Source organism: Acinetobacter tandoii DSM 14970 = CIP 107469 (assembly GCF_000400735.1).
GTDB classification, from domain to species: domain Bacteria; phylum Pseudomonadota; class Gammaproteobacteria; order Pseudomonadales; family Moraxellaceae; genus Acinetobacter; species Acinetobacter tandoii.
Genome location: NZ_KE007365.1, coordinates 300,318 through 321,000 on the forward strand (window position 1 = coordinate 300,318; position 20,683 = coordinate 321,000).

The 20,683-nt window shown below is 38.7% G+C and carries 20 protein-coding genes; 8 read left to right on the plus strand and 12 right to left on the minus strand.

What is annotated here, in order from left to right; translation table 11 throughout:
* Positions 1-68: 68 nt before the first annotated feature.
* Together hutC and I593_RS05300 are read right to left on the minus strand one after the other, a co-directional pair.
* Positions 69-824: a histidine utilization repressor gene (hutC, locus tag I593_RS05295; RefSeq protein ID WP_016166540.1), complete on the minus strand. Its 756-nt coding sequence runs from the start codon at positions 822-824 to the stop codon at positions 69-71.
* A 338-nt stretch (positions 825-1,162) separates the two neighbouring features.
* The gene (locus I593_RS05300) at positions 1,163-3,376 is read right to left on the minus strand and encodes a TonB-dependent siderophore receptor (protein WP_026441092.1); all 2,214 of its coding nucleotides are present in this window, start codon (positions 3,374-3,376) and stop codon (positions 1,163-1,165) included.
* Positions 3,377-3,670: 294 nt separating this feature from the next.
* Between I593_RS05300 and I593_RS20980 the strand changes: the two genes are divergently transcribed.
* The 3 genes from I593_RS20980 to I593_RS05310 all read left to right on the plus strand — a co-directional run bounded on the left by I593_RS20980 (position 3,671) and on the right by I593_RS05310 (position 5,546).
* A complete protein-coding gene (locus I593_RS20980) occupies positions 3,671-3,796 on the plus strand; it encodes a hypothetical protein (protein WP_265596866.1) in 126 nt (41 codons plus the stop codon).
* 734 nt (positions 3,797-4,530) lie between these two features.
* The gene (locus I593_RS05305) at positions 4,531-5,130 is read left to right on the plus strand and encodes a TetR/AcrR family transcriptional regulator (protein ID WP_016166542.1); all 600 of its coding nucleotides are present in this window, start codon (positions 4,531-4,533) and stop codon (positions 5,128-5,130) included.
* A gap of 113 nt (positions 5,131-5,243) precedes the next feature.
* The gene (locus I593_RS05310) at positions 5,244-5,546 is read left to right on the plus strand and encodes a monooxygenase (RefSeq protein ID WP_016166543.1); all 303 of its coding nucleotides are present in this window, start codon (positions 5,244-5,246) and stop codon (positions 5,544-5,546) included.
* A 20-nt stretch (positions 5,547-5,566) separates the two neighbouring features.
* Here I593_RS05310 and I593_RS05315 read toward each other — a convergent pair whose 3' ends face one another.
* The gene (locus tag I593_RS05315; protein ID WP_016166544.1) at positions 5,567-5,809 is read right to left on the minus strand and encodes an FmdB family zinc ribbon protein; all 243 of its coding nucleotides are present in this window, start codon (positions 5,807-5,809) and stop codon (positions 5,567-5,569) included.
* Positions 5,810-6,113: 304 nt separating this feature from the next.
* Between I593_RS05315 and I593_RS05320 the strand changes: the two genes are divergently transcribed.
* Complete coding sequence (locus tag I593_RS05320; protein ID WP_016166545.1) at positions 6,114-6,305, plus strand: hypothetical protein; 192 nt, start codon at positions 6,114-6,116, stop codon at positions 6,303-6,305.
* Here I593_RS05320 and I593_RS05325 read toward each other — a convergent pair.
* Together I593_RS05325 and I593_RS05330 are read right to left on the minus strand one after the other, a co-directional pair.
* Entirely contained in the window at positions 6,289-6,921 is a 633-nt protein-coding gene (locus I593_RS05325) for a LysE family transporter (RefSeq protein WP_016166546.1), read from the minus strand. The two genes, I593_RS05320 and I593_RS05325, sit on opposite strands and share 17 nt — an antisense overlap.
* 141 nt (positions 6,922-7,062) lie before the next feature.
* Positions 7,063-7,641 (minus strand): FxsA family protein, encoded by a 579-nt coding sequence (locus tag I593_RS05330; RefSeq protein WP_016166547.1) that lies wholly within the window; start codon positions 7,639-7,641, stop codon positions 7,063-7,065.
* Between the two features lie 355 nt (positions 7,642-7,996).
* Between I593_RS05330 and I593_RS05335 the strand changes: the two genes are divergently transcribed.
* Positions 7,997-10,090: a TonB-dependent siderophore receptor gene (locus tag I593_RS05335; RefSeq protein WP_016166548.1), complete on the plus strand. Its 2,094-nt coding sequence runs from the start codon at positions 7,997-7,999 to the stop codon at positions 10,088-10,090.
* 235 nt (positions 10,091-10,325) lie between these two features.
* Complete coding sequence (gene ruvC, locus I593_RS05340; RefSeq protein ID WP_016166549.1) at positions 10,326-10,871, plus strand: crossover junction endodeoxyribonuclease RuvC; 546 nt, start codon at positions 10,326-10,328, stop codon at positions 10,869-10,871.
* A gap of 17 nt (positions 10,872-10,888) precedes the next feature.
* Here ruvC and I593_RS05345 read toward each other — a convergent pair whose 3' ends face one another.
* Both I593_RS05345 and I593_RS05350 read right to left on the minus strand, forming a co-directional pair.
* Positions 10,889-11,167 carry an acylphosphatase gene (locus tag I593_RS05345; RefSeq protein WP_016166550.1) on the minus strand — a complete coding sequence of 93 codons (279 nt, stop codon included), beginning with the start codon at positions 11,165-11,167 and terminating at the stop codon, positions 10,889-10,891.
* Position 11,168: 1 nt separating this feature from the next.
* Positions 11,169-12,659: a bifunctional ADP-dependent NAD(P)H-hydrate dehydratase/NAD(P)H-hydrate epimerase gene (locus tag I593_RS05350; RefSeq protein WP_016166551.1), complete on the minus strand. Its 1,491-nt coding sequence runs from the start codon at positions 12,657-12,659 to the stop codon at positions 11,169-11,171.
* Between the two features lie 21 nt (positions 12,660-12,680).
* On the opposite strand from I593_RS05350, the gene queG reads away from it, so the two are divergent.
* Entirely contained in the window at positions 12,681-13,781 is a 1,101-nt protein-coding gene (gene queG / locus I593_RS05355; RefSeq protein WP_016166552.1) for a tRNA epoxyqueuosine(34) reductase QueG, read from the plus strand.
* A gap of 299 nt (positions 13,782-14,080) precedes the next feature.
* Positions 14,081-15,070 (plus strand): biotin synthase BioB, encoded by a 990-nt coding sequence (bioB, locus tag I593_RS05360; RefSeq protein WP_016166553.1) that lies wholly within the window; start codon positions 14,081-14,083, stop codon positions 15,068-15,070.
* Between the two features lie 109 nt (positions 15,071-15,179).
* Here the strand turns inward: bioB and I593_RS05365 are convergent, their stop codons facing one another.
* The 5 genes from I593_RS05365 to I593_RS05385 all read right to left on the minus strand — a co-directional run bounded on the left by I593_RS05365 (position 15,180) and on the right by I593_RS05385 (position 20,628).
* Positions 15,180-15,404, minus strand: coding sequence for a hypothetical protein (locus I593_RS05365; RefSeq protein ID WP_016166554.1), 225 nt, complete (start codon positions 15,402-15,404; stop codon positions 15,180-15,182).
* A gap of 450 nt (positions 15,405-15,854) precedes the next feature.
* The gene (locus I593_RS05370) at positions 15,855-16,556 is read right to left on the minus strand and encodes a VIT1/CCC1 transporter family protein (protein WP_016166556.1); all 702 of its coding nucleotides are present in this window, start codon (positions 16,554-16,556) and stop codon (positions 15,855-15,857) included.
* Positions 16,557-16,748: 192 nt separating this feature from the next.
* Positions 16,749-18,209 carry an OmpA family protein gene (locus I593_RS05375; RefSeq protein ID WP_016166557.1) on the minus strand — a complete coding sequence of 487 codons (1,461 nt, stop codon included), beginning with the start codon at positions 18,207-18,209 and terminating at the stop codon, positions 16,749-16,751.
* 157 nt (positions 18,210-18,366) lie between these two features.
* On the minus strand, positions 18,367-19,602 hold the full coding sequence (locus I593_RS05380; RefSeq protein WP_016166558.1) for a dihydroorotase: 1,236 nt from the start codon (positions 19,600-19,602) through the stop codon (positions 18,367-18,369).
* A 9-nt stretch (positions 19,603-19,611) separates the two neighbouring features.
* Complete coding sequence (locus I593_RS05385) at positions 19,612-20,628, minus strand: aspartate carbamoyltransferase catalytic subunit (RefSeq protein ID WP_016166559.1); 1,017 nt, start codon at positions 20,626-20,628, stop codon at positions 19,612-19,614.
* Between the last annotated feature and the right edge of the window lie 55 nt (positions 20,629-20,683).

The following is a 20,683-nucleotide window of genomic DNA, read 5'->3' on the forward strand; positions in this document are numbered from 1 at the left end:
TGGTCTCGACAAAGCTGCATACTGAGATATAAACAACTTTAAATACCTATTTCCCTTCATCTGTTGTCTTAGGGATTAAACTTCCCTTTCAAATGATATCGATTGCCCGGATAAATCAAACGCGCACTAGAAATGAGGTTTTTATTTGACCATGTTCTACGTTGAATAAATAAACAAGGTTCTGCCTTATTGATTTTGAGCCATTTACACTCTTGGGCAGATGCCAAAACTGCTTTTACAATATGCTCTCCCTCAGTCATGGGCGAATTTTGCATTAAGTAAGCATTCGGCGTTATTTGCGAAAAATCTTGTTTTAAATAATTCGGCACTAAATATGAATTGACCAATCTATCTTCAATCTGCACAGGAATATCATTTTCATAATGAATAATAATCGAATGATAAAGTAGCTGACCTTCTTGTACCTCCATTTGCAGGCTTTGTAATGCATTTGCCCGAAGACTTTCCAGAACAATAACTTCGGCACGATGCTCATGCTTTCGGGCTTGAATTTCATCAGCAATATTATTGATTTGAAACAACGAAGTTTGTCCTTGTTGCTCTGCGACAAAAGAACCCACCCCTTGAACTCGAACCAATACACCTTCTGCCGTTAGCTCCCGTAGCGCACGATTAATGGTCATACGACTACAACCCAACTGGTTAACCAATTCACTTTCAGAAGGAATTTTTTGATTGGTCGACCATAACCCTTGATTAATTTTGGTGGTAATTAATTGCTTCACGCGCATATAAATCGGGATCGGACTATCTGCATCAATGGTTAGCTCTAGGTCTTGTTTAGGCTCTTTTTTTATTGCCATGTAATTACTCGATACAGATTAACTTAATTCTTCGCAGTTTAACCTGTACCCCTCAAAAGGTATATACAGATATAGTCAAGTTATCTATATGTTCCACAGCCGTAATTCTAGACAGCCGAATTTGATGGGTAAAACTTAAAAACCTTCTTTTACAACTCCATCCATACCCATAAACCTGATTGGCTTTAAGGATTCCTTATGGTTGGTCAAAATATAGTGAACTCAACTTAAGCAAATCAACTTATAAAAAGGTGCTTCAACCTTAAAATAAATAAGGGACATTCGCCATCTGACAAATGTCCCTTAACTAAGCAATTAAGCGGCTAGAAAATATTAAACTAGAAATTCACTGTCCATGAAAATTGTGCTGAACGCGGTGCACCTAAGAATAAGTAATCATCCCCAAAAAAACTCCCTGCATCACGCCAATATTTTTTGTTAAACACGTTATCAATGTTTAAACGGAGCGTATTGTCATACCCATAAGCGCGGAAATTATAAGCTGAACCAATATCAAACACAGTAAAACTTGGAACTTTAACAGTGCCTGCTCTATTCGCATATTTATCACTGCTGTATTGCATACCTGCCAACATTCTCAGCCCATCTACTTGTGGCACTGCATATGAAATATGGCTCGCAAAACGTAATTTCGGTACATTTTGTGTTTGATGCCCAGTATATTCAGCAGCATCAATACCTTTAAGTCGTGAATGAATAAAAGCCATTGTTGATGAAATATCAAGGTTCTGACTTAAACGCCCTTGTACACCCAGTTCAAGACCCAGATTATGCTGTTCACCATCCGTAACATACACATTGTCTAAGTTAGTATATTGATTATCCTGTTTGAGATCGAACAAGGCTGCGGTGAATAAAAATGCCTGCCACTGCTGCTTAATTCCCAGTTCATATTGAGTTGAATGGACAGGCGCTAGAGTCTCATAAGCATTGCCTGCGATACCTTTATCAGGATTACCGAGGGCATACCATGGCGCTTGTCCACCGTCGCTTAAGCCTTTGGTATAAGACGCATAAACATGAGTACGTTCCCACGGTTGATACATCACGGCGAATTGCGGCAAGAAACGATCTAAATTGGTTTCTCGAATATTACTTCCATCTGCGGCATAAGCATTTTCATTTAAATGCAACAGCTTACCGCCCAATAAAACTGACCAAGTAGTATTTAACTGTATCTGGTCCTGTACATTGAGTGCCGTTTGCTGACTGTCTAAAGATTTATAGTGATTACCCAAAATGGTATCAGTCTGTTGGTAGGTTGGGGAATCAACATAAATATTGCCTGTTCCTACCCAAACCATAGTATTCGTCCCTTCATACTGTGCATGACGTTTGTAGGTTTGTGATAATTCTAAATTTAGATGATGTTGCCATGTACCTGTATTGAACTTCCCGTTTAACCCCGTTTTAAACTGATTGGTCAGGTAACTGTCATTTGGACTGCGAAACTCATAAATATCGTAATTACCATTTTGGTCAAAGGTATTACCTAAACCTGTATATTGACACTCATTGCTATAAGCGCAACCATATGGAAATGCTGAATAATCATCGACTACTACACGACTTTGTGAAGCTGCCAAATTCCCTGTCCAATTGTCATTAAACTGGTAGGTATATTTTAAGCCAGCATTTAAACTTTCAGTGGTAACAGGTTTGCCCCAGCTTTGATAACCTAATAACCGATCCCATTCCCCCCCAGTCGGTACGGTTGTGCCATCAAGTAACTGATAGCCTGGTACTGAACGTTGGCGCTGGCGTTGTGACTCAATATCAAACTCCAATTTTGAACGATCTGATACTTTCCAATCTAAAGCCAAAGAACCGAATACACGCTGACCATCGGCATGATCCACATAAGGGTGGATTTCTTCTTTTGCGAGATTAACACGATAACCAAACTGCTGATTTCCCCCAAATAACCCACCAAGATCGGTTGCTACACGATTACCTCCATGACTATCCCCTTCAACCGTTAAAGAACGGATATTTTCAGGGCGTTTAGTCACATAGTTGACTACACCACCAGGCGTAGACATGCCACTTTGAATGGCGCTAATGCCCTTTAAAATCTCAACTTGTGCTTTATTTTCAAGGGCTACATTTTGTTGGCCACGAAGTAGATTACCATTCAGTAAATAGCTTGACCCTGCATTGAGCATGAAACCGCGCATCATAAAATTTGGGTAGTAACCAATTGGTGTATAACCATCACCGACGGCTGCATCATTTTTAACGACATCAGTCAGTGTTTTGGCATGTTGGTCTGCAATAAGTTGTGCTGTAACTGTCGTCAGTGAAGCAGGTATTTCAGCCTGAGTTTGCTGTGTAAACCCCGTCAAATTCACTTGAGGCTGGTAATACGCAGCCTGCGCTTGCTCAGCAGTTACTGTAATTGTCGCAAGTTGTGCAGTTTCATTTTCATCTGCTGCATAAGCCATTCCTGAGCTTAGTCCTAGACATGAAAATGAACCAACTGTCAGTAATGCTTTTTGTAAATGAGAAAATGAAAATGGATACGTATTCACAGTTATTGCCTAACCCCAAAAGATAATCTTACAACATGAATTTTCGGGCATGAGTATTCACAATTTTTACGCATAGAACAATGCTTTTCTCAGACTTATTTTCTTTTTATACGAAATAATTTTATTAAAAAGTTCAACCGAATAAAAACCCAAAAACATTCATCTGAAGACCTAGTTTTAAAGACTTAAATATCCCAAAAAGCGTCCAATATTTCGAGCAAATAAAGTTAAAAAGCACTGAAGATTAACTGGTTCGTGTCATAATAAAATCAGCCGAATAATGAAGTAAAAAATATGAGTACAGCTATAGAAATCATCGAAGAAGCAATACAAAAAGGCATAAATCATCGCCCTCAAATTGGTGGATTTCCTTATTTAGCCAAAGCTTTAGTCGAAGTAAGCATGACTGTAAATGAATAGATTTTTCCAAGTTGCCAACGACTTTATCAAACCAATCAAGGGGCTTTATTTTTTCCGAACCTCCCATAGATCACAACTGCTACAGGCATCCCTAAATTTCGTCAAAGCTTACTCCACCAGACATTACAAACAAAGCCAGCGAGTTAAACTACATTTCCCAAGTTTTACCGGCAATTCAGTCTACTGTAATAACTCGTCGCTAATTTAAATGCACGTTAAGTCATTTATTACGCTAGTTCTGGTGAATACTACATCGAAGCTGCGGTTATGCCGCCAATTTAAAGGCTGTTTCTAGTCTTTATTTTGCGCAGAAATTTCAAAATTACCTTGTTGAATTTATTAAATCAGAAGGGGCTTTCATTCACGTACAAGTTAAAAACTGATCAGATAATAAATGTCATACTTTTTATAAACCCCGTAAAAGGTCAAATTTAAAAAAATAATTATATGATTTAATTAAATAAAATTTAGTCATCATAATTTCTTTCAATTTGCTTTCTGCTTAAACTTTACAAACCCTTTTTAAATCACTATTTTGACCGAATTAAAGATGGGTATCCAAATTTAGATATCTCCTCCTACAGGTTAGAGCATGACTGTTTCAAGCTTAATTAAACTAGGTTAATTGATGTTTTTATAGGCATTTCTTCTACAATAGTTTAATTCTGTTCAAGAAAAAGTTGCTATAGTCTTCTCACAAGTTCTTTTATAGTGATCTTATACGGAACATATGCATGAATTCAGAACGCCAACAAAATTTTCTTTTGCGTAAAGAAAAAATCTTAGCGATGGCCGAGAAATTATTACTCGATAATAATCAGGACATTACTCTTGAAGAACTTGCTTCTGAATTAGATATTGCCAAAGGCACAATTTACAAGCATTTCGACAGTAAAAATCAACTTTATTTAGAACTTATTATTCTAAACGAAAAACGTTTACTTGATATTTCACATAAATTTAACACAGATATCAATTCGTATGTTTCAGAATACATGCTCTACAACATGTTAAATTCAAACCGTACAATATTGCTGCATGTGATTGAAGAACGTCTGACCAATAACGAACGTAAGTTGAATAACTTATTTGATGAACTCTATAAAATCCGTGAAGCGCGGATTTTAAGTATTAAAGAAATCACTGATAAATATTTAAAAGAAAATAACAGTGCAATGTCCATTCGAGACTATCAATCTTATGTTTGGACTGTCACTTATGGTGCTTGTTTGTTACTCAATTCAACCCATTACCAAAAAGCTATTGGCTCACGCGATCGCTTAATAAAATTGTATATTAATCAGGTATTAATGACACCTGATAAAGTTGTTTAAATAGTATTGAAAGGAGATCTGATGAGGTCTCCTTTTTATTTCTTGAGTCACTTTTTAAAAACCAAACACTGTGACAAAATCGTACAACACTATAAATTTTCGGGAATATTAACATGCCTGTTTTATTACAAATTGATTTTCCCAGCACTGGACCTTTTGCACAAGAAATGACGCAAGCATTTACTTCACTTGCAGAAAGTATTAATCAGGAAACCGGGCTTATTTGGAAAATCTGGACAGAAAATAATGATACCCAAGAAGCAGGTGGAGTCTACTTATTTGATTCGATGGAAAATGCAAAGAGCTATTTAGCCATGCACAGCGCACGTTTAGAAAGTTTCGGTATTACCAATATTCGCAGCAAAATTTTTCAGGTGAATACAGATCTTTCAAAAATCAACCATGCCCCACTTTAAAATGATAAGTCCTGAATTTGTCAGGACTTATCATTACTTAAATGTAATGTTTCAAGTAAAGTTGGCTGCACAGGTGCTTCAGCCTGATTATGAAGATAAACTTGCGCAACTTTAAACACAATCACAACGGCTAAACACGTCGCTATACAAAAAATCCAGAAACCAAATGGACTTCGAATGTTATGTGAGCCGCAATTCGGACACTCTTTAACGTCCGAATCGACCACTAAATCACAGCAAGCACAATGGTATTGATACAGCATAGGTATACTCCTATTTCACTGTAGTGATTGTATTTATTTTCACATTCCCAAATCCATGACAATGTAATCTTTCTTGATGTTATGTGAGTATTTGTAAATGCACAAGCCAAGTCACAAATAAAAGTCGACTGAAGCGTTCAAAATTAATGTGTACTTCACTTATCTACTGTTTTAATTTTTGAATTTATGAAAATTATGACCTTGATGAATATGTACGGAAGTTTAAGTATCTTAAAATTCAACTCCTTCCATAATTCAAGTACTATAGTAGCTCAACTCCAGTTTTCCAGTGTGGATTTTAGCAATGGTACAATTGATTAAAAAAGGTGGTCTACGTGAGCGTGCAAACCGTAGCCGAAAATTTCAAGGCTCAGAAAATACCGAAACCACACTCAAGCCCAATAGCTATGCAGAAACTACAAAAAATGCCACAACTGTAAACTTGGCTTGCACACAGATTCAAGAAACCAATACTCAATCTAAAACATCTGAATAGCGTCGTACCAAAGCCATAGCGCAAACACTAGAAATAAAGCCCCCGAAAGAATATCAATATAGTGTCCTGACCGCTGATACAACGCTTTAATTTTTGGCGTAGACATGATGAACATGAATAAACTAAATACCAAAAACGTTTGTAATGGGATAATAAATGCCAATTGAGTTTTTAAATTGGCATTTGCAGATGAACCCAGTGCTAAGGAGAAGACACTACTGAAATAGATTAAAGTCTTTGGATTAGACAAATTGGTGAATAATCCCAATAAAAAATACTTTTGCTGACCATTTGGAAGAGTTAAAGTCCCTTCAAGTTGGGGTGTTTGTGCAGAAGTAAGTCCCTCCTTCAGCATTCCCCAACCCATACGAGCCAAGAAGAATCCCCCTATGAGCATCAAAATTTGCTGAATCCAAGGGAATTGTTCAACTAATACGGTAAAGCCCAATAAGGTTAACACCACCCAAACGACAATCCCTGCCGATATCCCTAGAATAATTTTTAAGGTATTCAAACGTGTTGTAGAAGCTGAACTTTTTGCAATCAATAAAACATCAGGTCCAGGGGTTAATTGTGCGACAAAATGTAAAGCACAGATAGTAAGTAATAAAGACATATTTTTATAAAATGACCATTTTTTCAATGGGTGAATTATAACGCCTGTTTAAATTTTTATTGCATTAATCACGTATTAAGAATAAAAAAACCGAAGTACTTTTGAAGGACTTCGGTTCAGATATATAGGTAATCAGTTAGATTATTTATTTACATCTTTCATTTCAATTTTCTTGGCTTCAGGGGTTACTTCACGTGCTTCACCATCAATAATGCTTGAATCACGGTATTGACCACCACCCTGCTGATTTTGCATATCTTGCATTTGACGCATTAAATCAGCAAATGGATTCTGCCCTTGAGCACCTGTTGCCCCACCCATATCGCCCATCATGCCACCCATCATTTTGTTCATCATGGCTTGTTGGCGTTTCATCATGGTTTTCATAAATGCCGCTTGTAATGCTTTTTGAACAGCTGGAATTAGCAGTAACACTGCAAATACATCACTAACTAAACCAGGAATCAATAATAGAAAACCAGCAAAGATTTTAGGTAAATTTCCTGTAAATGCTGGGTCTGAACTCACCTGACCTGATTGCATTTGTTGCATTTGCGGCATAATTCCCGCCGAATATTTACGGATAATATTTAATCCAATAAAGAAGGCAGCCACAAACCAGAAAAACACGTACCACATACTACCAACGAGGTCACCCACGCCGATCCAGACGAATACTTCTAGAATTAAGCCAGCAAGTACAATCAGAAATAATTTCATGAAAATTAATCAAATCTCTAAAATAATAAAAATGACCATGTTCAATGACTGTCACACTGTTCAGCATTTTTCTATGGTTAAGAATATCTATAAGGGCAGTTTTTTATTTTTAAAGTCTTTGGTCAAAAAATTGTAGAAACAATTCACATTCAAGAACTCTTTTAGGGTCGTTCTTATAAGGTGATTGTTTAAACGCACCTTAAAAGTGTATGTATCTCAATCAGTTCAAATTAAATTAAGAAAATCATAAGAATTACTCATTTTTGTTATTCATATTTCAGATAGAAATAACTCTAGTATTCTAAGCATAAAAATATAGAATGTTATAACATTACATTAAGTTCATTAATTACTTATGAAACAACCATTTCATCTCTTTTATTCCAGCCTCAGCTTATCTCTCTTTACGCCATTCTGTTGGGCCGAAAGTACACCCGAAGTCCTTAAAACCATCCAATTACAGGCCGAAACGTTAACAGAAAGTTCAAAGCAAACCACAGCATTAACTAAATTTTCACATGATATTTTCGATATCCCTTTTAGTCGCAGCCTACTGTCCAAAGACTTTATCCAGCAACAAGATGTACAACGTATAGACGATGCTCTGGCTCAGGTCAGTGGTGTCTATCATCAAACCAACTATGGAGGTGGCTTTTGGGACAACTATTCATTTCGGGGTTTTAGTACCGACCCCAATATTGGGGCTCAAATCATTAGAAATGGGCTTAGCGTCAATCGTGGACTTAGTGCCCCGCGGGATATGGTCAATATCGAATCACTTGACTTTTTAAAGGGTCCTACGGCTGCACTCTATGGTCGTGGTGAAACAGGTGGACTTTTGAATATCAATACTAAGCAGCCGAAATGGGAACCCCAAAGTGAAATTAACCTACGTGCTAATAGCCTAGAAAAATATCGAGCGAGCTTTGAGCATACAGGTCCTATCAATAACGATATTGCTTATCGATTTGCGATTGCACATGAAGATAATCAAAGTTTCCGTGACCATGTATCCAGTGAACGTTGGTTTTTTTCACCTCAATTGACTTGGAAAATCTCTGATCAAACTCAATTCGATTTTGATAGCGAGTATACGCAACAAAGTGGAACTTTCGACCGTGGAATCAGCAGTTATCAAAAACAATTTATCATGCAACCTGAAACCTTTTCAGGCGAACCCAATGATGGTCAGCATCTTCAAAAGGACAATTTTTACCAGCTTCGTCTCTCACATCAATATAATGATGCTTGGAAAATCAATAATGCCTTGAGCTTTAAAGATGCTCAATTAAGAGGTTTTTCTAGTGAGCCGCGTAAAATTCAAAGTGATGGTCAAACCCTAGAACGACAACGTCGTTATCGTGACAATAAAAGTGATGATGCACTTTTTCAAACGGAATTACTGGGCGTAATTCAACAAGATTGGGCCAGACACGAAGTTCTAGTTAGCGGTGAAATTGGCCATCTGAATTATCGCCAACTTCAATTGCGACGTAATCACAGCACGAGTGTCCCCAATACGATTGATATCTATAACCCCGTATATGGAGAATATCTTCCTGAACCTCCGTTGTTTATTAATACTGAAGAACAACAAAGCTATTTTGCTCTGAATCTTCAAGATCAAGTTTTTCTAAATGATCAATGGAGTGTCTTACTTGGCGCACGTTTTGACCATATCACGCAAGATTTTCAAAATAAACTGATTGATAACTCGAGTAAAAGAGACCTACAACAAACCAGCCCACGATTAGGGGTAAATTATCGGCTAAATGATAATTGGTCATGGTATGCAAATTATGGACATTCTTTCGCACTGAACAGTGGTATAGACCGTCATAACCAAGTTTTTAGCCCAGAAAAAGGTATAAGTTACGAGCTTGGGAGCAAGCACCAGATCAACCCTCAGAGCCTGCTTAGTCTCGCCTTATTTAAAATGAAAAAAGAAAATGTCTTAACCATCGATCCTACAGACGCTAATTATCAAGTCGCGGCAGGTGAAGTCTCTAGTCAAGGCATTGAACTTGATTTAGAAATGCAGCTTAATGATCAACTCTCTGTACGTGCCAATTATAGCTATACCGATGCAAAAGTTGAAAAAGACCAAACCCTTATAAAAGGTTCCAGATTGAGTAATGTGCCAAAGCACAGTGGCTCAATCAATGGAAATTACGAATGGTCACTGGCAAACGCCAGTAAAATGGGCATCGGTGCAACCACAATGTATGTCGGAGACCGTAGTGGGCATAGCAGTGATAATGGGTTTACGCTACCTGCATACACTTTAGTCAATTTACACGCCTATTATGCGCCATCAGAGCAACTCCATTATCAATTCAATATCAATAATTTATTGGACGAAACCTATTATGTTGCAAGTTATAGCGAGCTTTGGATTCAACCCGGCGATCCACTAAATGCTTCGCTTGCATTACAGTGGAAATTTTAACCCGCTTTTATAACCCGTTAATTGTAAAATTTTCGGGTTTTACTTTTGGTGATCATGCTCATTACGACCACTCAAAATCATCACCAACAAATAGGCCTGTGAAAATTTAGCCAGATCGCTCAACAGCACCTTAGTTAAAGCGAAATAACTATTCTTTCACGTCTATAAAATCATATACTTCACAGATCGATTGCAATCTCTGCATCATTTTTTCAAATCTTAACAAGTTTTTACTATGTCATTAATTATTGGGATTGACCCAGGTTCACGCCTTACAGGCTATGGAATTATAGAAAAAGACGGTCAAAAATTACGCTTTGTCGATGCGGGCACCATCCGTACTGAAAGCCAAGACATGCCAGAACGCCTAAAACGTATTTTTGCAGGTGTTGAACGGATTGTGAAATTCCACGGTCCGACTGAAGCAGCAGTTGAACAAGTATTTATGGCTCAAAATCCTGATTCGGCACTAAAATTAGGACAAGCTCGTGGTGCAGCAATTGCTGCGCTTGTAAATCTGGATTTGCAAGTTGCTGAATATACCGCCCGTCAAATTAAACAGTCAGTGGTTGGCTATGGCGCTGCGGATAAAGAACAAGTTCAAATGATGGTGGTCAAACTTCTGAATTTAAGTGTGACTCCACAAGCCGATGCAGCAGATGCACTGGCTGCTGCCATCTGCCATGCACATGCTTCGGGCAGTATGAGTAAATTGGCTGTACTTAATGCTTTAGGCGGCATGGCTCGTGGGCGAAGTCGCTCAAGTAGCCGACGTCGTTAATTATTCAATAATTTTGTTTATTCACGAATAATCTGAAAGTCAGTCACGTCGAGAGCTTGTGATACTTCACAACTTCTCACCTGCTGCACTTTTGCATGAGATGGTCCTAAATAAGCCAGTTCGATCAGATGAGGTAGATTTTCTGCATCAGTGATCACCAAAGCCTCTACTTCCCCTGTAGCTAAATTTTTGACATACCCTTTTAATGCCAAAGCTTGAGCCCGCTGATAAAACCATCGACGATAGCCAACGCCCTGAACCCGTCCTGAAATGATGAGCCGAAATGCTTTTTGCATTTTAACCTCCATTCACAACAGAATAAATTGCTCGTCCCATATCATGTGCCTGTAAACCACGCATCCCTGATTCAGCCAATACATCACCAGCTTGAGCATGTAAACTGACAATTTGATGTAAGGCAATTTGATTATGAAATTGAGCTTTTAAACTCGCCACCATCCCCGCGAGCACATCCCCCATGCCGCCAGTTCCCATGCCAGCATTACCTTGAGTACAAATATACAATTTATCTTCCAAAACCAAACTACCTGAACCTTTGAGTACCCATTGCCCAGCAAAAGTCGCACGTAATCGATGAATCGCGGCAATACGATCTTGTTCTATATCCGCTGCTGTACAACCCAACAACGTTGCTGCTTCTCCCGAATGCGGTGTGGCATAGATATGATCATTCAACTTTTGCTTTTCTTTCGCTAAAAACCAAAGTCCATCTGCATCCAACACGACTTCTAAATGCGTACTTTGATTGAGTAGTTCAAACCATTGCTGAAAAATCTGCTCAGCCCAATCATCACGCCCCAACCCCATACCAAAACAAACAGCATCGACATGGCTTAATAACTGTTGAATTGCCTCAGAATTTAAAGCATTAATATCGCGTAGCATCATATTTGGAGCACGTGCCAAAATTGATGAGTGATGCTTAGCATGACACACCACACTGACTTTACCTGCCCCCGCATGAAAAGCTGCTTCTGCCGCCATGATGACTGCTCCCCCCATATCAGCATGACCACCCACCACCAGTACGTGACCATAACTACCTTTATGTCCGAAGGCTTGTCGTTGCGGTAATGTAAGACTCTTAGGCGATAACTGCGCGATGGGATGTAATTCATCATCTTGAGGAATAAGGCTAACTAAATGTAACTGACTGACAAATTGTTTGCCTTGCCCTGTAAATAAGCCTGCTTTATAGCCAAGTAAAGTAAAGGTTTGATCGGCTTGAATGGCACAAGGTAAAGCCTGACCTGTATTCGCCTGCAAGCCACTCGGAATATCAACGGCTATTTTTAATCCAGTTTGTACATTGAATAAGTGAATAATCCTTTGCCAATCTTGACTCAACTCACGGTTCAGTCCTATTCCAAATAAGGCATCTACATGACATTCAAAATATTCAAATTGTTGTTGTACCTTAGATTCTGAAAATCCTGTTTCTATATCAACAAAAGACACATTCTGCGACTGGGCAAATAAATATGCTCGATGTAAATCTGGTGATGGTCCACGTTCAGTAGTTAATGCAGTGACTTGAAAACCAGCCTGCTTTAAGTAGCCTGCAATAAAATAACCATCCCCAGCATTATTGCCTTGCCCACACCACACCGCTATTTTTTTAATCTGCTTTTGTTCGAATTGTGGTAATAGCTGTTGCACAATTGTCCAAGCGGCTTGCCGCATTAAACCTAATGATGAATTTTGCTGAGCAAACCAACGTTGCTCCCATGCTTGAATTTCGCTGCTATGGTAAACTGAACGTTGCATGATTTCCCCTATTATTGGTTTATGGCTTCGACCTCTTCTTCCTCAAATATCTCACTGCAACAGCTTGATCTTCAAGAGCTAAAAACATGGATCAAAACGCAGGCTTTAGACTTGGGTTTTGCTGATTGTGTCATTGCCAAACCAGATGCTCAAGCAGAATTAGAACGTTTTAAAGAATATTTAAAGCGTGGTTATCATGCAGATATGACTTATCTTGAGGAAAACTTGGACAAGCGTGCTGACCCCACCCTACTGGTTCCAGGCACACGTAGCATTATTTGTGTTCGGATGAACTATTTGGTCGAAACCCCCAAACCACGTTACGTTCCCAATGAGCCGAATGCCGCCATTATTGCGCGTTATGCACGTGGGCGGGATTATCATAAAATTATGCGTGGCCGTCTAAAAACATTGGCAACACGAATTCGGGAACGTGTGGGAGATTTTGAATCCCGTCCTTTTGCAGATTCTGCACCCATTTTTGAAAAGTCTTTGGCAGAAAATGCAGGGATGGGTTGGACAGGCAAACATACTTTACTCATTCATAAAAAATCAGGTTCATTTTTTGTTTTAGGGGAATTGTTTACTTCTCTTGATTTACCTTTTGATGGTCCAACCACAAAACATTGTGGCTCCTGTACCGCTTGTATTGATATCTGCCCGACACAAGCCATTGTAGAACCCTATATGCTTGATGCACGTAAATGTATTGCTTATTTGACCATTGAATATAAAGGCATTATTCCAGAAGAACTCAGACGTGGAATCGGCAATCGGGTTTTTGGTTGTGATGACTGTCAACTGATTTGCCCTTGGAACAGTTTTGCGCAAAAAGCCAGTATTGAAGATTTTAATCCACGCCATGATCTAGATCGGGTCACTTTATTAGATTTATGGCACTGGGATGAAGCAACTTTTTTAAGCAATACCGAAGGCAGCCCAATACGGCGCACAGGCTATCAAAGTTTTATGCGTAATATTGCAATTGGTTTGGGAAATGCACCATTTTCTAGGTTAATTCTACAAACTTTGCATGAAACTCGTCACTTGCATGATGATATTGTGCAAGTCCATATTGATTGGGCCATTCAGGAACAATTGATTAAATCACAATCAGTTTAAAATCATGAATCTGCCGTCAACATAAAACTGTTATATTTACAGTTCTTTGCAAAGTTATTGTTTTATAAAAAGGATAGTCACGTGTTTGGCACAAAATTTATTGGATCAAACAAAAACTTTGCATGGAATACTCACTAAAAATAGCTGACTTTGTGACTAAATCTTCTATCTAATCATTCATTACATCGCCATATTTTAATCGTCAGATACTATAAGTTTTGGTTTTTTTTGCCTTTGGTTTTGGCACGAAATCTGTATGATAAAAGCCAATAAAGAATACAGATGATGGACTTCCTAGAATGACTGTACGTAATGATTGGACGCGTGAAGAAATTCAAGCTTTATACGAACAACCTTTTTTAGACTTGATTTTCCAAGCTCAGAAAGTTCATCGTGAGCATTTCGATGCCAATACCATTCAAGTCAGCACTTTATTATCAATTAAAACAGGCAAATGCCCTGAAGATTGCAAATACTGTTCTCAATCTGCTCGTTATGATTCAAAACTAGAAGCAGAAAAGCGTATTGCAGTAGAAAAGGTTATTAGAGAAGCCAAAGAAGCATTAGAGTCAGGTTCTTCTCGCTTCTGTATGGGTGCTGCATGGCGTAACCCACATGAGCGTGATATGCCTTATGTGCTTGAAATGGTTCGTGAAGTAAAAGCTTTAGGTTTAGAAACTTGCATGACCTTAGGCATGTTAAACCAGTCTCAAGCTGAACGTTTAAAAGATGCAGGTTTAGATTACTATAACCACAACCTTGATACTTCGCGTGAGTATTATTCAAATATCATCAGTACCCGTACTTTCGATGATCGTTTAAACACGCTTGAATATGTACGTGGTGCAGGCATGAAAGTGTGTAGTGGTGGTATTGTGGGTTTGGGGGAAGACACTGCCGATCGTATTGGTCTATTACTTGAACTTGCGACTTTGCCTATTCAGCCAGAATCAGTGCCAATTAACATGCTTGTTCCGATTGAAGGCACGCCATTGGCAGATGTTGAAAAACTTGATGTCACTGAGTGGATTCGTACCATTGCTGTTGCACGTATTATTATGCCAAAAAGCTATATTCGTCTTTCTGCGGGTCGTGAATCCTTGTCTGATTCAGACCAAGCATTGGCATTTATGGCAGGTGCGAACTCACTGTTCTCGGGTGAAAAATTACTGACTACACCAAATGCAGGTGAAGGTCGCGACAAGCAATTATTTAATAAATTAGGCTTAGTTGCTGAAAAAGCAAAACCGACTGTTTCTGAACTTTCAGTAGATGCAATGGCAGGCTAATCAGCCTTCTCAAGTTGTGAAGCTTAATAAAAAAGCCAGTTCTATGAATTGGCTTTTTTATTTGAATTTGATTTAAGATTTTTATATTCCTGAATCAATGATCAGCAGCTTAACCAGCAAAATTATGCGCGGTAATCAGAATGCCGTATTGCGCAGTGAGATAATCCCCTTTTCGAATAATATCGGCGCCATTGGCGTGGAAAACAGTTAACTGTTCGGCTACCGCATCATATTCAAAACGTTCATAACAGTCTTGATGATGGCACAACCATGTCAATGTATCCGCAAGTTGGTCATCTACAATATACGTTTGTTTTTGAAAATCTTTAGACATAGTGAATTAATTAACACAGGATAAAAATATTGTAACGGCTTTAAGGGATGAGAAAATAAATTTATTGAAAAATAAACGGATCAATTTCACGAATGCCAAATGTACAAAATCCGAAATGATTAACTCACTTCGGATTTAGTTAGAACAATTCCAAGACTAGGAGGTTTTGTTATCACCGCATTTTCTACATTCCAGATGCTCACCTATTTCCTGCATTTGTTCATATTCATAAATGTGGAAACAAAGTAACTTTCTGAGTAATTGAAACATTTTAAACTCCTTGTTTAATTTTTTCTGTCTCACGCTTGTTTCAGTCCTGAAACATCGATGCATCCAGATGATTAGATACATTGCATTATAATTATCATATTTTTATCGAATGGCAAATAATTTACTCAGGCTTGAATTGCATTTCGTCGGAAAGTAAACTCATATTGTAGACTTTATTCGTTATGTGACGTTTACATTAAACAATGACCCGATGACACTGGTAATGAGCATAGCGAAGCATCCCCAAAACAGCACTCTTAAAGCCCCTTTCCAAATGGATGAGCCTGCGGTATAGCTTGCTAATGCGCCCAAGCTCACTAAAGCAAAAATAGACACAATCACAATTGCACTGGCTAAATAATGCTGTGGGGCCATAAGCACAGCCAATAATGGAATGGCGGCTCCAATCGAAAATGATAAAGCCGAAGACAAAGCAGCTTGTACTGGTTTTGCTGCAGTCATTTCAATAATACCAATTTCATCGCGGGCATGTGCTGCCAAAGAATCATGTGCTGTTAACTGAATTGCGACCTCATGTGCCAACTTTTCATCTAAACCACGATGAATATAAATTTGGGTTAATTCTCTTAATTCTTGTTCTGGATTATTTTCTAATTCACGTTTCTCTAATGCTAGATCAGCTTCTTCAATATCAGCTTGCGACTTAACCGAAATGTATTCCCCCGCAGCCATAGAAATGGCACCCGAAATCAATCCTGCTAAGCAAGTAATCAGAATGGTTTGTTGCCCTGCACCACTTGCCACAATACCAATTACCAGACTGGTGACTGAAATTATGCCATCATTCGCTCCCAAAACTGCCGCACGTAACCAACCCGTTTTTTCTAAATTATGCTTCTCTAGATGTATAGATCGTCTCATCAATATACTCTCATCTTGGTTTTTTATTGATACTGCACAAGTTCTTATATTAGACCAATATTCTTAATATTCACTTGACTAAGGCATTGGATTTACAAAACTTTTCCATATTTCTTCTAAGCAGCACCATATACAAAGTGAAGAGTATAACCATAAATGAGATATGCTCTCTATTTGCATTAAATTTTTGTCTTAATACCCTTCAGTATTCACACCTTGCTCGTTCACTTGGCGTGCCTTACCCGTTTCAGTATTCAGCACAGTAAATTCAATTCTACGATTTTTAAACTGCCCCTCAGGTGTACTATTTTCAGTAATAGGTTTTTCAGCCCCGATACCCACAGCTTGCAATTTAGCTGGATCAACCCCTTGTTTAATTAAATAATCCATAACAGCTTGCGCACGTTTCACTGACAGCTCTTTATTGTCTTGTGCAGTACCTACGTTATCGGTATGCCCTTCTATCACCAGATTAACTTGCGGTGCACGCCGAATTAATGCAGCCGCTTGATCTAAAATCGATTTATTAATTTCAGGAATTTCACTTGAATCAGGTTCAAAATTGATGATTTGTAAATTCAGTGCCGTCGCCACGTCTAAGGCTCGTACATGCTCCGGATTTAAACTCGCCAATGCTTTTTCAGCATCACTCACGCTACGACCCACCACTTGGTTTACGTCTATAGGTTTCTGCATCACTATTTGCATATTTTTAACTAACGGTCGAATTTTTTGGGCTAGCTCTATTGCGGTTGTATTACTTTCGGTTTGAATCGACAATTGATCACCCAACCAAGTAATTGATACATTTGGCGTTCCTTTGATGATTTTCAAGACACTAGGTATTGCATCCTGATCGATAAAGTTTTCGTGTAATTGATTGTTGTCATCAACACCACATCCAACGGGATGTGCAAATATCTGTTTCACTTCTGCTTGTAAAATATCAATATACGACTTATTTGATGTGAAGATCTGACATGTCACCAACATTCCTTCTTGTCCAGTGGTTAACTGAAATTTTGCTGGTTGACTGGGAACATTCGAACTATCTGCCACAGTCGTAGGCTGTTCAACTCGGCTGCACATTTTAAAAAGTAAAGCACAGATCAAACCCAATGCGACAATAAATAAAACAGGTATCCACCAACGGTTTTGTCTCTTTGCACCAATATATGAAGCATTACTTGGGCTTTGATTTAAAGTTTGACCAACTAGTGTATTCACACCTAGTGCGGCAAGTAGTGGTTTAGCCCACAAAGGTAACGCTACAGCAATGTCCGTATTGTGATTAAGTAAAAAATGCTCTATGGCATGCTGATCATTTGAGCCTGCCTGTGTCTCTAAAACCCCCAAAGTCGGTGCAATCGCATGATTCAATGTTTCTTCAATTTCAGATGGCGGTGCTGTCGCACCAATTGCTTCAATAAATTTTTCCTTAAGTGATTGATGTGTCTTAAAAAGATCACTCAATCTGGGATTAAGATGGTTCTGTAACTCGGTAATATAATCTGGTTTTTCTTTTAATAAACTGAGTAAAATCGGATAAAAATTATCTAGAGCATGCTTTTTTTCCAGCAAATGCTCTGTCTCAGATTGCAGAACTATAGGTGTGACTTGTTGCTGTAGTAATTCAATGATATTGGTCAGCATTTCCTGCCCTCTTATTCTTTTGTTATTTTATTAAGTTAGTTTATATGTTCAATTTTTATACAGTGTAAATTATTGTATTTTATACACCCTTTGATCTATCTCAAATTTTTAGGCATAAAAAAGCCAGCGATTGCTGGCTTTTTATAACACTCAAAAATTAGGCATGAAAAGTTTGCAGTACTTTTCCTGTTAAAGTCTGATTAATTAATGGGGTATTTTTACCTTGTGAAAGAATGCTTTCTTTGGTTAAAGTCCACTGTATTTCTGGGTCAACCAATACCCATCCCGCTTCTTGTTCCCAACGCTCTTGCATATTCGCAACTTTGGCAGGTGCTAGAGTAACTTTCTCTACCCATTCTAAAGGCGTAAATAAACCTTCTTTGACCAATTGCACACCTAACGAAACATAAGTATCAAATGCAGTAAAACCAGGTTCAGTTTCTGCAAATGGTGCCATTTTTGCTGAGCTGCTTAATGGTTCATGATGAGTACAAATTGCATCAATTACACCATCTTTTACACCTTGGCGTAAACGCTCTTGATCTTTATCAGAACGTAATGGTGGGCGCACATGTGCCAATGCATTAAAACCATCAATCAAACGATCCGTTAAGTGTAGTTGATGCATCGCCACATCAGCGGTTACGGGTAAGCCTTTTTCTTTGGCAATCTTGATTAACTCCACCGAAGCACCACATGACAGCAAGCTAAAGTGTGCATTTACACCCGTTGCTTCAATCATGAGTAAATACTTAGCAATCGCTACCGTTTCAGCCAAAGCTGGAATCATTGGCAAACCTTGGCGTGAGGCAATAAAACCTTCGTGCACACAGCCATCTTTGGCAATTTGTGGTTCTTCTGCATAGAACACAACAGTTAAACCAAGACCTGCTGCATATTCCAATGTACGAATGACCACATCATCATTCGCAAAAGGTGCATTGGCATTTGAAACCGCGGTACAACCACCTTTTTTCAAAGCTGCCATGTTCGCAGGTTGTTGACCTTTTAAACCTTGGGTTTGCGCACCAATCACCTGAAGGTAAATACCACCATCTAACATGGCTTTTTCAACCAGACCATGAATCAAAGCACCATTATCTTGCACAATTGGCTTTGAATCTGGTGGCGTAAACACATGCAGAATACCATTCTCACGTGCAGCCTTACCTTCCGACTTGAGCGTACCATGCTGCTGCTGACCTGGTTCACGTAAACGCGCACACAAATCGACCATGGTTGGCATTAACCATTTGCCTTGACCATCTAAGGTAACTTCAACTTCATCTGTAGCGGAAACCAATTTACCCTGTTCTAAATAAACTGTTAGCACCGAGTCGCTTTGCTGAATTGGGTCTAAGACACGGACATTTTCAATTTTTACAATACTCATGACTTTCCCTTATCCCGCAATCGCTTCTAATAGACCTTGTTCTTGTAATTGACCTTGCATTGATAAGGCTAAAACAGCCATACGTACCGCAATACCGTTGGTGACCTGATTTAAGATTACTGATTGCGGGCCATCTGCAATACTTGAATCAATTTCAACACCGCGGTTCATTGGACCAGGATGCATCACGATACAATCAGGTTTCGCCAATGCTAAACGTTCTTTGTTCAAACCAAACATTTTGTAAAATTCAGACTGCGAAGATAATGCGGGTGAATCAATACGTTCATTTTGAATACGCAGGGTAATGATCACATCACAATCCTTCACACCTTCATCCATTTTATTAAATAGACGAACACCTGCACCATATTCTTCAAAGCCATACGGTAATAATGTATTTGGAGCAATCACACGAATATCTTTACAACCTAAAGTCTGTAAAGCAGCAATATCTGAACGCGCCACACGCGAATGTTTAATATCACCAATAATCGCCACACTTAGTTCTTCAAATGGCTTTTTGGTTTCACGGCGAATGGTTAACATGTCTAACATGGCTTGGGTTGGATGCGCATGACGTCCGTCCCCCGCGTTGATAATTGCGACATGCGGACAAACTGTCTGAGCAATGAAATGTGCTGCACCAGAAGATGAATGACGCACCACAAAGATGTCTGCCGCCATCGCTTCTAAATTCCAAAGCGTGTCGCGTAAGGTTTCACCTTTGGACGTACTTGAGCGCGCAATATCAATATTCAATACATTTGCAGATAAACGCTTCGCTGCCGCTTCAAATGTTGTACGAGTACGAGTTGAGTTTTCAAAAAACAGGTTCATCACCGTACGACCTTCAAGCAAGTTGTTAGTAATCAACTGATTTTGGTCATTAAAAAAGGACTGCGCCGTGTCCAATATTTTCGTGAGTGTGGCTTTAGATAGCCCTTCGATGGTCAGGAAATGCTTTAAATTTCCTTCTTTATTGAGTTGAATCTGACTCGGAGTATGCAATTCCGCCAAGTGCATGAGAGATTCCTTATACGTTAAGTTAACGTATTATACAGAGATTCCCCCAATTTGG